This window comes from Niallia alba (genome assembly GCF_012933555.1).
GTDB lineage: Bacteria > Bacillota > Bacilli > Bacillales > Cytobacillaceae > Niallia > Niallia alba.
Genome location: NZ_JABBPK010000001.1, coordinates 982,194 through 995,836, shown reverse-complemented (window position 1 = coordinate 995,836; position 13,643 = coordinate 982,194). Strand labels below are relative to the sequence as shown.

The 13,643-nt window shown below is 35.0% G+C and carries 13 protein-coding genes and 1 riboswitch; of the genes, 5 read left to right on the top strand and 8 right to left on the bottom strand.

Annotation, left to right across the window (positions count from 1 at the left end; all coding sequences use genetic code 11):
* The first annotated feature begins 109 nt into the window (after nucleotides 1–109).
* Entirely contained in the window at nucleotides 110–2,353 is a 2,244-nt protein-coding gene (locus HHU08_RS05005; RefSeq protein ID WP_169187944.1) for a glycosyltransferase, read from the top strand.
* 408 nt (nucleotides 2,354–2,761) lie between these two features.
* Here the strand turns inward: HHU08_RS05005 and HHU08_RS05000 are convergent, their stop codons facing one another.
* Nucleotides 2,762–3,733: a sensor domain-containing diguanylate cyclase gene (locus tag HHU08_RS05000; RefSeq protein WP_169187943.1), complete on the bottom strand. Its 972-nt coding sequence runs from the start codon at nucleotides 3,731–3,733 to the stop codon at nucleotides 2,762–2,764.
* 109 nt (nucleotides 3,734–3,842) lie between these two features.
* Nucleotides 3,843–3,928: riboswitch (cyclic di-GMP riboswitch) on the bottom strand.
* Nucleotides 3,929–4,175: 247 nt separating this feature from the next.
* Here HHU08_RS05000 and HHU08_RS04995 point away from each other — a divergent pair.
* Complete coding sequence (locus tag HHU08_RS04995) at nucleotides 4,176–4,712, top strand: CueP family metal-binding protein (protein WP_169187942.1); 537 nt, start codon at nucleotides 4,176–4,178, stop codon at nucleotides 4,710–4,712.
* A gap of 79 nt (nucleotides 4,713–4,791) precedes the next feature.
* Here the strand turns inward: HHU08_RS04995 and HHU08_RS04990 are convergent, their stop codons facing one another.
* From HHU08_RS04990 to HHU08_RS04975, 4 genes are all read right to left on the bottom strand, one after another.
* Nucleotides 4,792–5,619, bottom strand: coding sequence for a GNAT family N-acetyltransferase (locus HHU08_RS04990; RefSeq protein WP_016202701.1), 828 nt, complete (start codon nucleotides 5,617–5,619; stop codon nucleotides 4,792–4,794).
* A gap of 87 nt (nucleotides 5,620–5,706) precedes the next feature.
* Nucleotides 5,707–6,126, bottom strand: a complete 420-nt coding sequence (locus HHU08_RS04985) for a UvrB/UvrC motif-containing protein (protein WP_169187941.1) — start codon at nucleotides 6,124–6,126, stop codon at nucleotides 5,707–5,709.
* Entirely contained in the window at nucleotides 6,123–6,749 is a 627-nt protein-coding gene (locus HHU08_RS04980; protein ID WP_169187940.1) for a GIY-YIG nuclease family protein, read from the bottom strand. Before HHU08_RS04980 ends, HHU08_RS04985 begins: the two co-directional genes overlap by 4 nt.
* Before the next feature lie 22 nt (nucleotides 6,750–6,771).
* On the bottom strand, nucleotides 6,772–7,737 hold the full coding sequence (locus HHU08_RS04975) for a S66 family peptidase (RefSeq protein ID WP_169187939.1): 966 nt from the start codon (nucleotides 7,735–7,737) through the stop codon (nucleotides 6,772–6,774).
* A gap of 118 nt (nucleotides 7,738–7,855) precedes the next feature.
* Between HHU08_RS04975 and HHU08_RS04970 the strand changes: the two genes are divergently transcribed.
* Nucleotides 7,856–8,068 carry a DUF5316 family protein gene (locus HHU08_RS04970; protein ID WP_169187938.1) on the top strand — a complete coding sequence of 71 codons (213 nt, stop codon included), beginning with the start codon at nucleotides 7,856–7,858 and terminating at the stop codon, nucleotides 8,066–8,068.
* Nucleotides 8,069–8,292: 224 nt separating this feature from the next.
* Here HHU08_RS04970 and tnpA read toward each other — a convergent pair whose 3' ends face one another.
* Together tnpA and abc-f are read right to left on the bottom strand one after the other, a co-directional pair.
* Nucleotides 8,293–8,778 (bottom strand): IS200/IS605 family transposase, encoded by a 486-nt coding sequence (tnpA, locus tag HHU08_RS04965; protein ID WP_061800923.1) that lies wholly within the window; start codon nucleotides 8,776–8,778, stop codon nucleotides 8,293–8,295.
* Nucleotides 8,779–8,959: 181 nt separating this feature from the next.
* Nucleotides 8,960–10,591: a ribosomal protection-like ABC-F family protein gene (gene abc-f, locus HHU08_RS04960; RefSeq protein ID WP_169187937.1), complete on the bottom strand. Its 1,632-nt coding sequence runs from the start codon at nucleotides 10,589–10,591 to the stop codon at nucleotides 8,960–8,962.
* Between the two features lie 481 nt (nucleotides 10,592–11,072).
* Between abc-f and HHU08_RS04955 the strand changes: the two genes are divergently transcribed.
* Together HHU08_RS04955 and HHU08_RS04950 are read left to right on the top strand one after the other, a co-directional pair.
* Complete coding sequence (locus tag HHU08_RS04955; RefSeq protein ID WP_016202696.1) at nucleotides 11,073–12,524, top strand: amino acid ABC transporter substrate-binding protein/permease; 1,452 nt, start codon at nucleotides 11,073–11,075, stop codon at nucleotides 12,522–12,524.
* The gene (locus tag HHU08_RS04950) at nucleotides 12,511–13,239 is read left to right on the top strand and encodes an amino acid ABC transporter ATP-binding protein (RefSeq protein ID WP_016202695.1); all 729 of its coding nucleotides are present in this window, start codon (nucleotides 12,511–12,513) and stop codon (nucleotides 13,237–13,239) included. Before HHU08_RS04955 ends, HHU08_RS04950 begins: the two co-directional genes overlap by 14 nt.
* Nucleotides 13,240–13,273: 34 nt before the next feature.
* Here HHU08_RS04950 and HHU08_RS04945 read toward each other — a convergent pair whose 3' ends face one another.
* Nucleotides 13,274–13,621 (bottom strand): winged helix-turn-helix transcriptional regulator, encoded by a 348-nt coding sequence (locus HHU08_RS04945; protein ID WP_169187936.1) that lies wholly within the window; start codon nucleotides 13,619–13,621, stop codon nucleotides 13,274–13,276.
* Nucleotides 13,622–13,643 lie beyond the last annotated feature (22 nt).

The window sequence follows — 13,643 nt, the reverse complement described above, 5'->3', positions numbered from 1 at the left end:
CATGCAAAATTTGGCGAATCACTATATAATGAATCGATGGATTTACCAATAAGGGTAAAAATACGTTTCGTTATTTAAGAAATACATCTAATAAAAGGAGCAAAGATATATGCAAATAGAACTTTATTATTTAGCAGGTTTAGCTGTTATCCTATTCCTTCTATATATGTCAGCAAAAAAACATCTTTGGTCCAAATACATTCTTTTGTTTTCCTTTATTCTGCTAAATGGAGTCTATTTAATTTGGCGAACTTTCTACACACTTCCAACCGTGGGAATAATAAGTTTTATTTTCGGACTTTTACTTTTATTTACAGAGTGGGCTGGATTCACACAGTCCATTATTTTTACTATCCTGTCATGGAAACCATTTAAAAGAAAAACCATTCCATTACATTCCTTCCGAGAATTACCAACAGTTGATGTATTTATAGCTACTTATAATGAACCAGAAGACTTATTAAAGAGAACCATTACTGGCAGTCTCTTAATGCGTTATCCCGAAGATAAGGTAAAGGTATATGTATGTGACGATGGCAAAAGACCGGAAATTAAGGCATTAACGGAATCGCTTGGAGCATACTATATTTCAAGAGAAGATAATAAACACGCAAAAGCTGGTAATTTAAATCATGCCATGAGTATTACAAATGGGGATATCATTGTCACAATGGATGCTGATATGGTTCCAAAGATCAATTTTCTGGAACGTACAGTTGGTCACTTTCTAGATAAAGACGTTTCCTTTGTACAAGCACCACAAGTTTTTTATAATGCAGACCCTTTTCAATATAATCTTTTCTATGAACAACGATTAACAAATGAACAAGATTTCTTTATGCGTAGATTAGAAGAAGGAAAAGACCGCTTCAACGCCACAATGTATGTGGGAAGCAATGCATTATTTCGAAGATCTTCATTAGAAGATATCGGTGGGTTTGCCACTGGTGTGATAACAGAAGATATGGCTACAGGGATGTTCTTACAGACTGATAATCAAAAAACGGTGTTTGTAAATGAAACGTTAGCTGTTGGATTATCTGCTGAAACATTCCCAGAATTGCTTAAACAAAGAGACAGATGGGCAAGAGGAAATATTCAAGTTGCTCGTAAATGGAATCCTTTAAAAATAAAAGGATTATCGTTTATGCAAAAATTATTATATTTAGATGGAATTCATTATTGGTTCTTCGGAATTTATAAGATGGTCTATTTACTGGCACCACTGTTATTTTTACTATTTTCTATTTACAGTATACAAACAGATTTTAAAACATTGCTTATCTTTTGGTTTCCAGCCTTCTTCTCTTCCATGCTTGCTTTTAAAAGAATGGCTGATAATAAAAGAAGTGTTATATGGAGTCATATTTACGAAGTATCACTAGCTCCATTTATGGCATATTCCGTACTGTCAGAGGTATTCCTCAAAGAGAGAGGTAAATTTAATGTGACAAGTAAAGGAATTCAAAATGACAGTCGAAACTTCCACTGGAAACTTACAATTCCCTACTTTGTTCTATTACTGATGACTGTTGTTTCGTTATGTATGATTGGTATTCATCTGTTTACACCTATTCAGATATATCAAAATACAGAAATGCTAATCATTAATATATTTTGGGTTGTTTATAACGCATTGGCTATTCTTATTGCTTTACTTATTACGGTTGAAAGACCTCGATTTAGAGGAACGGAAAGATTTACCGTCAAACGAAGTGCTACCATCGCAAATAACCACGGCTTAGAAATTCCTTGTACTGTTATGGACCTGAGTGAAACGGGTGGACGGATTAGGTTAAATAAAAAGGAATATGACAGATTACAGTTACAGAAAGAAGATATATATCTGAATGTCGGCAAGGCGAAAGACATCAAAGTAAAGAAACAATGGGTTACAAAAGAAAAAGACTCTTATTTCTTAGGTGTTTCCTTTGTGGATATCAATTCTGACCAATATAAAGGACTGATTTCCTTATTATTCGTTGAATCAAGTGATATTTATTCAAGTAGGGTCTATGCAAAGGCTTCTGTACTTGGCGCACTTATTCAATTTTTCTTTAAGACTGAACACAAACCCAAAAAATTAGTTCGCAAAACAATCAGAGAACAAACAAGTATGGATATCTGTATACATCTAGCTAAAAAAACGATTAATGGAAATATTGTTGATATTAGCAATACTGGTTGTCAAGTTAAGACTAGAAGAAGAATTGATCAAGATACGTTCCTTATCGAGACAGAGGATGGAAAGAAAACATCCGTTCAATTGCATTGGGAAAAGAAAAAAGGAAGACATTATTATTATGGAACGAGCTTCGGATCTAATCACATCAAGAATCGTATTGGAGCATAAATCATTTTTTTATCCGAAAATAAGAGACTGAGACAAAAGAAAATATCTAATGGGTAAAACGAACTATCTCTCATTTATTAGCGAAACCAATAAGTTTCCTAATTCTTTTCAAAAGAAAATATAATTAGTAGGAAAAACGGAGCAGACTGAATACACGTAGACTCCTATGGGAGCTGCGAGAAAGTCCGAGACCCCGCAGGAACGCAGTGACGAGGAGGCTTGGCGCTCGCCCCATGGAAAGCGAAGTGTATTCAGTCTGCGGGTAATAACCACAAATCTTCTTTCTTAAAATTAATAAAAAACCCAAACAATTATACGGAAGTTTTATCAATCAGCATTTACGTATAATTGTTTGGGTTTATATTTAGTTGGAATACTTTTGTTCCAGCCTCTTATAAGTCTTATAAATTATTTTAAGGAAACATCCAGTTGATTATCTCTTGCTCTTTTCTTTTTTGCCATCTTATTCTCATACATATTTTTATCCGCTTGTGTAAATAATGCTGTCATTTTCCCAAGAGAGCTTAGCGTGAATGCGAAGCCAATGGACATCTTCACCGTACTATTTGCTTCCTTTCCGTTTAATTCACTGGACATCCTATTATACAATTCTTCCATTTCTTCCTTTATCATACCTTGAATTAATAAAACAAACTCGTCCCCACCGATTCTTGAGACCGTTATGTACGGAGAAGAAAAAGCGTTTAGTAATTTTCCAGCTTCTTTGATTAGGTCGTCACCTTGTTTATGACCATATTTATCATTTACTTGCTTTAGTTCATCTAAATCACATAAAATAATGGCGATTGCTTCATCTGTTTTTGTATCAAACTCTTCCATCTTCTGTTCAAAGTAAAAACGATTATGTACTTCTGTCAATGCATCATGGATCAGTTGATACTCTAAATTCTGTCGTAGTATAACTTTCTCGTCAATATTTCGAATGATTCCATGAATAGCTATTAATTCGCCATATTCATATATAGGGGTAGCATATTCCTCAAACCATTTATAAGTTCCATCCAAGCATCTCATTCGTTGAATTAAAGGTTTGCTATAATCAATTTTTCCATGAAGTTTTTTATACATAATATCATAGTCATCTGGATGAATAATCTCTAAGGGAACATACGGATTTCGATAGATTTCTTTGACCATGCCATCTCCTAAAATAGAATTGGCAGAAGGACTAATATACGAATGTCGCATTTGCGGCTTTACTTCATATCTGTAAATGATATCTTTCGAGCTTTCCACTAAGCGAAACATAACATCTTCTTTCTCTATTTTCGATTTCCATTTATTATATTTCCGCTTATCATTTAATATCCACAAGAAAATACCACACATTATTCCGCAGCAAAAATAGAATATCCCCATCTTTCTCCTCACCTTATCATTAGTGAGACTATCATCTGCATATTACTGCTATCCTAATAATGGAAAAAGGCTAATCTTCTACCGATTAGCCTTCCGTTTATAAAGATAAATCGGTAACTGGCTGACTTAATCTCCAAGATCTTAGTCCCTATAGCTTTGCGTCTTCACCTTTCGATGAATTTGCCTTTATCATATTATTCTATTTAAATAATGAAATATATGTATTTCCTTTTTCTTCTATTACAAATTTTATAGGAAAATAGTTAGAGAAACAAGAGAGAGAAAGGACTTTTTTCACATTTTTTTTACATAACTAACCTATCCTCTTCTTCAGTTGAATCGAAAAATTCACAAAATCTCCATTTTTCATCCATAATTTCTCGATTTATTTTTGTTATCTTTATAAAAAGCAGTCAAACTTGAAAGGGAGAATGCGATTAAAATGAAGAAAAAGAAACTTATCATTCCGATATTTATTACAATAATATTTGCTGTAACCGTCCTGTTGATCATCAATCAAAATAATCGATATGAAAAAACGGACGGCAAAGAGCTAAAGCAACTGGTCCAAGATTATAGTGCTGGTAAGAAGTCAGCAACCACTGCTTCCATTAGTTCTGATACATTAACAGTAAATACGCTTGAAAACGATGAGCTTATCTATCGCTTACCAAAAGATGAATTTTTCGTTTCATTTGCTCCTTACTTAACTGAAACGCATCCATGTGCAATCCATAATCTAGCAGGTTGCCGCGGGGAATTAGCTAATAAGGAATTTGCTGTATATATTGAAGATCAAGAGGGAAATGTTTATGTAGATGAACTTCTAACGTCTCAACAAAACGGTTTTATTGATGTTTGGCTTCCTCGCAATAAGGATTTTCAAATTACCATCTCCTATGATGGTAAAACAACTAAGACTGAATTTACTACTTTTAAAGATGATAATACTTGTATTACCACTCTTCCTTTAACATAAGAAACTTCTATCGGTGGGGTTTTATTGCCCGATAAGAGTTATATAAATATAGTGTAGGTATCCCAATTTCTTAGGATACCTACATATTAAATTCGTAATAATCTTGAGAATGGTAGCTTTTAAATCCACAAGACTCATAAAGCTTAAGCGCACGAGCATTTTTGGCTTCTACTTCTAAAAAAATCGGCAAACCCTTTGCTTCTTCCATTTTTACCACTTTAGTTAAAGCCCTTCTGCCAATTCCTTGCCCGCGAAGCTCTGGAAATATCACAAAACCATAAATCCAAGCTTCTCCATCTAATTCAGAAACTCTGATTTTTCCGACTGCTTTTCCATCTATCTCAATAATCATTCGCTGATTATCATTTTGTTCTTTTAGTATTTCCACATACTCTCGAGCATCCTCTTCCGCCATACCAAATCCTAAAACATCAAGCTGAATTTCTATTTCTTTGTCTCGAGCATAATCATATGCTCTTAGCGAAATCGTTGTATCCTCCATTAACTCTGTCTGATGCCATTTCATTTGATGTTCAGAAAAAGCATAAGTACATGGAATACTTACTAGAAAATCCTTTCCACTCTGCGATGCAGCAGGGGCATTAAATAAGATGTTCTGTGCGCCTCTCTTTCTTGCCTCTTCCAATCCTTGATTTAACAAATTCGTAAATATCCCTTTTCTTCGATAATTTGGATGGATCATTCCACAGTACTCTACTTTTCTACCAAAGTAGTAACTTCCCAAAAACCCAACTAGTTTACCGTCTTCATAATGGAAAAAATCCTCTTTATTATCCTCATTTCGGTTTTCTAGCATATCGAAGTTAAGCTTTAATTCATAGCCTTCCTTTTTCTCACAAACGTCCTTTAGCTCTTTAATTTCTGAAATTTGTTCTTTTGACAGCATGTTTATTTCCTCCTCTGCTTTGGGGGATCTATCTCTTATTCCGAAAAGAATAAATCTAAAAATAAGCTGCTCTTCGTTGAGGAAGAGTCATTTCACTAAATTGGTCCATAGGTTATCCATATTCTTGTTCCATTCCTGCGATATAATCGTATACTTACAATCACCACTGTTTAAATATTTATAAATAATATAAGCTTCGTCCATTTCTTCTTTTTCCAATGTACTGATATGTTGAATGTCCATCGAAAGGAGTGAGTTTATCTTCCGCACTACATCTTGCCTATCAACATTATTTGCTATATATATTTCCCGGTCGATAATTTCATTTCGTCTAATGAAAAACACCTTTATACGAAAATCATCTAAGTACTCTGCTGCAATTATTAGTTGATTTTTCTTCATAAAATGGATGACTGTTTCTGTTTGTAAAATTGCCTTAATTTTTGCTATCGTATCTCTAATTTCCGCTGCCTTCTCAAACTCAACATTACTGGAAGCCTCAATCATTTTGTGGACATCTCTTCTAGTACACTATTACTCTTTTTATTCAATAAAGCGATAAGCCGATGAATAATTTGTTGGTGAGCTTCTTTGGCTATTGGGTCAAAACAAATACCCATACACTTTCCGATGGAATAATTCAAGCACGGACCTTGACTCCACTTCTCTTGGGAGCAATCCATTTTATAAAATGCTTTTATTCCATTTATCACATTTTCTACTGTTCCTTTACTAGTGAAAGGGCCAAAGTAATAATGAACGTCGTCCTTATCCATCTCATTAGCAATCTCCATATGGTAGATGCCCTTCTTCCAGCGAAAAACGATGTAATTATAAGCCTTTGTCGTTTTCATCATCCTATTGTACATAGGTTGAATTTCCTTTATTAGTTTACATTCCAGCATCAATGCCTCAAATTCCGTATCTGTTAGGATAAAGTCGAAATCCTTTATATGCTTTACAAGCTTTTCCACTTTACCCAGTCGATTTTTCGAATGCTGAAAATAAGAGGAAACTCTGTTTTTTAATTTTTTTGATTTGCCAACATAAATGATGTGACCAGAGGAGTCTTTCATTAAATACACCCCTGGAGATGTTGGCAGATTTTTTATTTTTTCTTTAAGCTCCAAGTTGATTCCTCCTCTGGATCGTTTAAAAAGTAGTTATCTTCATTCCATGTGTCATCGTATCAATCTCTACTTCCCCTCCAATTGGAAAAGTAAAGAATGGTTGAATATGGCCAAAATCAACATTATATAGAACAGGAATTTTTTTCAAACTAGGATGCTTATCTAGGATGAATAGGAGCTGCTCCTCTGACATTTTTGAAGCTTTTTGAAATCTCCCAATTACTAGCGCTTTTATGGAGCCAGCAGTCTGTAATAAAGAAGTTAAGTCTCTTGCAAACGTTTCTGGAATGGTTAATTCATCATCTTCTACAAATAGGATGCTATCTGCAAGATTCGGCATATACACTGTTCCCTGCAGCAAATTTAAAGTACAAAGATTTCCACCAAACAATTGCCCTTTCACTTCCCCCTCTTGATATACATTCCATCCCCCTGGTTCGAATTGGCGATTTTCTTGATCCAAATACCATGCATCATCTGTCCATACATCAGAAGGCTCTACAATAAATTCCTTTGATTCCATCAAGCATTTCTGGAAATACTCCGTTTGGTATTCCTGTAACTTATCCATTTGAAAGCTAGAAAAGTGCGGTCCTGAATATGTAATAAAATCAGCCTTTGTTGTGATGGCTGTTGCTAAAGCAGTAATATCACTATACCCACAAAGTATCTTTGGATTGGCTTTTATTAAATCATAATCCAAATAAGGCAATAACTCATTGCAGTTAAAACCACCAATTACAGTTAAAATCCCTTTCACCTTTTTATCCCGAAAAGCATCATGAATATCTTCAACCCGATGCTCAATTGTCGCTGAAAACTGTAAATCTGATTCGAAAATATGTTTGCCAAACGTAACCATAAATCCAAGGTCTTCTAATCTTTTCTTTGCTTGCGCTATTCCCTCTTCGGATAAAATTGTCGCACTTCGACTAGGGGCTATTACTCTAATCTCATCACCTTTTTGTAGCTTATCAGGTATTCTCATGTCCATTCCTCCTCTTTATTCTAATTAAAGCATAAATAATCATATATTTCTGTAACTTTTAGGTGGAGGAAACCGTATATTTTGAAAAGAACTGCACGATTTGGAATGGGGGAAAAACATGTTTAACTTTTTTCTGATAGTTGGCATCATTGCTATATTCATTTCTGGTATTTTTATTGGGGCCTGGACAGATGGACGTCAGCATAGAAACCATCATTTTACGGAAACAAAAGAGGACCGTACTTTAAAAGTGAAACTTTCGACGATAACTGGTTTAACTGCTATTGTCTCACTGGCAATAGCAGCGATTATTTATTATTTAACAAATTAAATTCCTATGAACTGTAATTAAGATATACTCCAAAATTTCGTTTTATTGTCCTAGTCTCCCCACTCACAATCCATGCCTAAATCAATCTAAATAAGGACCACCCGTGAGAACGGGTGGTTTTCTCTGCGGCTGAAAGCCTTTGTTACTGACCAAACCCTAAAGGGCTACTGAAAGGTTCGCCAATTGTACTACTTCTACTGGCCAGACCTCAAAGGCCTTCTCTCCTAATTTTTTCGTTTCTTTTTCTTCACTTCTTCCCCTGTAAATGGATCAATATATTCCATAATCGTTAATTGTTCTGCGACTAGATCATCTTGTATTTGATTACGGATATATTCTTCAATTACCTTCTTGTTTCTTCCTACCGTATCTACATAATATCCTGTACACCAAAATTTTCGATTTCCATACTTATATTTCAGTTGTGCATGTCTATCAAATATCATCAAGCTACTTTTTCCTTTTAGATATCCTACGAATGCTGATACACTTAATTTTGGCGGAATACTCACTAACATATGTACGTGGTCCTTACACGCAGTTGCTTCTATTATCTCTACGCCTTTCCTCTCACACAAGGTACGTAAGATTTGCCCAATATCTTTCTTTATTTTCCCGTAAATTATTTGTCTTCTATATTTTGGTGCAAATACTATGTGATACTTACAATTCCAAGTTGTGTGTGCTAAACTATTATTGTCTTTTGACATAAGGACTTCCTCCTGGCTATTTATTTTCGGTTGGCGAACCAAAAAATATTTTAGCACCACGAGGAAGTTTTTTTAATACCACGCTGTAAGCTTTTTGGAACCCTAGGCATAGCCCAGGGTTTTCTTTTCTATAAAAAAGTGGGACAAGGAGTTTTCCTCCTCATCCCACCATAACTAGTCTTTACAACTCCTTTAATTGCCTTGTCAATTCAAGAAACTTTCTATCTAATTCTGCATAGTCTTTATCCTTCAGAGTCATAAAGCTTAATTTTCCTAAAACTTCTTGTCTTTCTGTCTCTAGTTTCAAGCGAAGTTCTTCTTTATTATCTCTTTCCTGTTTTGGAGACTCCGTCCATTGTCTTTGGATTGTACCTTCCGCTATGACTAACTTAGTCGTTGTCGTTTTTTCTAGAAAATAACGGTCATGGGATACAATGATAAGCGTTCCGTTATATTGAGATAATGTTTCTTCTAATTGTTCACGGGATGGTAAATCAAGATGATTGGTTGGCTCATCGAGAATCAGCACATCTTTTTCTTCTAAAATATAAGCCATTAGCTTACACTTTACCCGTTCCCCCATACTCATATTTTTTATCGGTTCCTTCCATTGAGATGCCATAAACCCTAAATGTTTCATTAACGTTTGTATTTTTCCTCTTTCTGCAAACGTCTCTTTAAAAAATAGCTGTTCAGGTGTTTGCTCTAATGGGAGATCAAATACTTCCTGTGTTAAATATCCAATATTAGCAGTTGGAGAAATCCATACTTCCCCTTCAGCCTTTTCCTTTCCTAGTATAATGTTTAATAAGGTTGTCTTTCCGCTTCCATTCGGTCCTATAATGGCAACCTTCTCACCATGTTTAATCATGACATTCCCTTTTTCAAACAACACACGTGAGCCAAATGTTTTGGATAAATCCTTTATTTCCAAAAAGCGTTTGCCAACCTTTTTATTTGCTTCAATCGAAAAGATTACCTTATAGTCCTCTTCTATCCGCTCTACTTTGTTTTTTTCCAATTCTTTTTCTAAACGCTTTTGTTTTGATTTTACTTGGGCATCCATTCGTTTTGCCTTTGACCGATAATATTCTTTTGGAAACTCTTGTTTCGTTGATTGTGCATGTGCTTTATGGGACCAAGAAGTAAGCTCCTTCATTTGCCCTTCCACTTGCTTGATTTTCTTCTGCTGTTTGTCATATTCCCGCTGCATCGTTAATCTCTTTTGCTCTCGAACTTCCATATAACTCGTATAATTCCCTTTATGTTCGATAAGCTTTTTATTTTCAATCGACCAAATTTTTGACGTGACCTCATCTAAAAAATAGCGATCATGGGATACAAGAATAACCGTGCCCTTATATGTTTTTATTTGTTCCTGCAGCAGTTTCATACTTTGTTCATCCAAATGATTTGTCGGTTCGTCTAATAACAAGAGATCAGTCTCAAACGCAAACCCTTTGGCAAGACGCGCCTTTAACTTTTCCCCGCCACTCATTTTCTGAAAATCATTTATAGGCACTTGCCATTTTTCCAGTAGTTTCTTTTCCACAGGATTTTCTTCCTTGAAAGCGTAGTTTTCTGTTTCCTGTTCGACCATTTTAGCCACTGTATCGTCCTTCACCCACTTGATGTGTCCTTCAGTCGGAACCATATCTTTATTTATTAATTGCAATAAGGTCGATTTACCTGCACCATTTTTACCAATAATCCCAATAACCTCTCCCTGTTGTACACTGGCATTTATTTTTTCAAAAATAGTTGTATCCAGCACTTCATAACCTACATTTACTAACTTTAAAAGTTCTATCATCGTATCAAATCCCTTCAGAAGGGAGAAAAAAATCCTCCCAATTATCGTTGGAAGGATTAGCCATACCTAATTATTTGCTCGTTCATAATCGCGATCGCATACAAAAAAACTGTGCATATCGATCAATAATTGTGCGCATACCATTAGAGATACACACAGAAAAGCGATTTATGGAAATGGGCAGACTAATCCTATTTTTGTTTAATTTGAAATTTATTTCATTCAAATTTTTGAAAAATAAGATTAGTTCTTCATCGTTCACCCATCATCCCTTTCGTTCTAAGTACCTAAAGTATAACATACTTTCCGTTATGTAATCCACTGCCTCAAGAAAAATTGGTAAATTTTCTCTATATATTCCTATCTGTACAATCTCAAGATTGTTTAGTATTATTTTAATTATGTGTTTGTTAGATTATCTAACATATGAATACGAAGGACTTTATAAATATCAAGAAAAAAGCGAAAAGGAGTTACACGAATGAAGCAAAAGAAAAGGATGTCTAAATTAATTTTATTCTTTATAGTTGTCTTAACTATGTTGAATATTATTTCTCCTATAACAAAAGCAGAAGCTAAGGAGAAAGTTTATCAGATTGCTACAGATATTACATTTGCACCATTTGAATTTCAGGATGTAAGTGGTGATTTCGTTGGAATCGATATGGATTTAATCGCTGCAATTGCAAAAGATCAAGGTTTCAAATATGAAATGAAGCCACTTGGATTTAATGCTGCTGTACAAGCATTGGAATCGAAACAAGTGGACGCGGTTATTGCCGGAATGAGTATTACAGAAGAAAGACAGAAAAAGTTTGATTTCTCAGAACCTTACTTTGATTCTGGTATCATAATGGCAGTGGACAGTGATAATGATACAGTTGCTTCTTATGATGATTTAAAAGGACAAAAGGTTGCTGTTAAAACAGGAACAGAGGGTGCTAGCTTTGCTGCCAGCATCAAAGATGAATACGGATTTTCAATCGTAACTTTTGACGACTCTGCTAATATGTACGAAGAAGTAAGAACAGGAAATTCTGTTGCTGTATTTGATGACTATCCTGTATTAGCTTATGGAATCAAGCAAGGCAATGGCTTGAAAATTGTAACAGACAAAGAAGCGGGAGCATCATATGGTTTTGCTGTTTCTAAAGGTCAAAATACAGAGCTTCTTGAAATGTTTAATGCAGGTCTAGCTAATTTAAAAGCATCTGGTGAATATCAAGAAATATTAGATAAATACTTAGAAACAGGTTCAGAGGCGGAAGAAGGAAACGGCTTTTTCGGTCTATTAAAAGAGAGCTTTCCAAGCTTATTGTCTGGTCTAAAAATGACACTGATTTTAACAGTCGTTTCCCTTTTAATTGCAACAGTACTTGGGATTATCTTCGGCTTATTACGTATTGCAAAAAATAAAGTATTGAGCACTATTGCTGTTATTTATATCGATATCTTCCGAGGAACACCATTAATTGTTCAAGCATTCTTTATTTACTTTGGAATCCCAGCAGCCCTTGATTTCCGAATTTCAGCTGTTGCTGCCGGTCTTATTACCTTAAGCTTAAACGCTGGTGCTTACATGGCGGAGATAGTTCGTGGAGGAATTCAGTCAGTTGATAAAGGTCAAATGGAGGCTGCACGCAGTCTAGGTCTTCCTTATGGAAAAGCAATGAGAAAAGTAGTGCTTCCACAGGCTATTCAATTAATGATTCCAGCATTTATTAACCAATTTGTTATTACATTAAAAGATACGTCTATTCTTTCCATCATCGGTATTAACGAATTGACACAAAGCGGAAAAATTATTATTGCAAGAAACTTAGAATCATTCCAAATGTGGCTAATCGTCGGTATTATGTACTTTATTGTGATCATGATTCTAACAAAAGTATCAAATGTATTAGAAAGAAGGATTAAAAATGGCCAAGCTTAAAGTGACGAATCTGAAAAAATCATATGGTAATCTTGAAGTATTGAAATCAATTGATTTACAGGTAACAGAAGGCGAAGTTGTTTGCTTAATCGGTCCTTCTGGATCCGGAAAAAGTACCCTTCTCCGCTGCTTAAATATGTTAGAAGAAGTTACAAGTGGTGAAGTCGTAGTAAACGATTTTAATTTAACAGATAAGAAAAATGATATTAACAAAATTAGAGAAAATATCGGTATGGTGTTCCAGCACTTTAATCTTTTCCCACACTTAACAGTATTGGAAAATATCACACTTGCACCAGTTGATTTAAAAAAGGCTACACCACAGCAAGCAAAAGAAAAAGCGTTAGAGCTATTAGAACGTGTAGGCTTGAAAGAGAAAGCGAACGAAAATCCGGCTAAATTATCAGGTGGTCAAAAACAAAGGGTAGCAATCGCACGTGCCCTTGCGATGAACCCTGATATTATGCTATTCGATGAACCAACAAGTGCTCTTGACCCAGAAATGGTTGGAGAAGTATTAAATGTTATTAAACAGTTGGCACAAGAAGGAATGACAATGGTTATCGTAACACATGAAATGGGCTTTGCTAGAGAAGTGGCAGACCGCGTTATCTTTATGGATAACGGATATATTGTGGAAGAAGGTACACCACAAGAAATTTTCGGAAATCCACAAAATGAGCGTACAAAAGACTTCTTGAATAAAGTTTTATAAAAAGCTAATGGGGACAATAATTTGTCCCCATTTTTTAATCCTTATAATGCCTCTTCCCCCACTCCCCCATTAAATCAAGAATCGGTATAAAGCTAACTCCTTTTTCTGTTAAAGAATACTCGACCTTAGGCGGCACCTCTTTATATACTTCTCTGTGCACCATTTGATCTGCTTCTAATTCCCTCAACTGTCTTGTTAAAATTCCTTTTGAAATGCCAGGTAAAAGCCTTTGCAGTTCATTAAAACGTTTTGTTCCCTGACTTAAATGCCATAAAATAATAATTTTCCATCTTCCTGCTGTTAAATTTTGCGTATACGTTACAGGACAGAAACCTTCCTCTTCATTCGATGAAGGTTCCCCTTGAACAAAATAACGTGCCATTTTATCTCTCCTTCCCATGGTA

Coding starts and splice junctions, on each gene's coding strand:
- HHU08_RS04955 (WP_016202696.1), top strand. CDS start 11,073: ATGAAGCAAAAGAAAAGGATGTCTAAATTAATTTTATTCTTTATAGTT.
- HHU08_RS04945 (WP_169187936.1), bottom strand. CDS start 13,621: ATGGCACGTTATTTTGTTCAAGGGGAACCTTCATCGAATGAAGAGGAA.
- abc-f (WP_169187937.1), bottom strand. CDS start 10,591: ATGATAGAACTTTTAAAGTTAGTAAATGTAGGTTATGAAGTGCTGGAT.
- HHU08_RS04970 (WP_169187938.1), top strand. CDS start 7,856: ATGTTTAACTTTTTTCTGATAGTTGGCATCATTGCTATATTCATTTCT.
- HHU08_RS05000 (WP_169187943.1), bottom strand. CDS start 3,733: ATGGGGATATTCTATTTTTGCTGCGGAATAATGTGTGGTATTTTCTTG.
- tnpA (WP_061800923.1), bottom strand. CDS start 8,778: ATGTCAAAAGACAATAATAGTTTAGCACACACAACTTGGAATTGTAAG.
- HHU08_RS04990 (WP_016202701.1), bottom strand. CDS start 5,619: ATGCTGTCAAAAGAACAAATTTCAGAAATTAAAGAGCTAAAGGACGTT.
- HHU08_RS05005 (WP_169187944.1), top strand. CDS start 110: ATGCAAATAGAACTTTATTATTTAGCAGGTTTAGCTGTTATCCTATTC.
- HHU08_RS04995 (WP_169187942.1), top strand. CDS start 4,176: ATGAAGAAAAAGAAACTTATCATTCCGATATTTATTACAATAATATTT.
- HHU08_RS04985 (WP_169187941.1), bottom strand. CDS start 6,126: ATGATTGAGGCTTCCAGTAATGTTGAGTTTGAGAAGGCAGCGGAAATT.
- HHU08_RS04975 (WP_169187939.1), bottom strand. CDS start 7,737: ATGAGAATACCTGATAAGCTACAAAAAGGTGATGAGATTAGAGTAATA.
- HHU08_RS04950 (WP_016202695.1), top strand. CDS start 12,511: ATGGCCAAGCTTAAAGTGACGAATCTGAAAAAATCATATGGTAATCTT.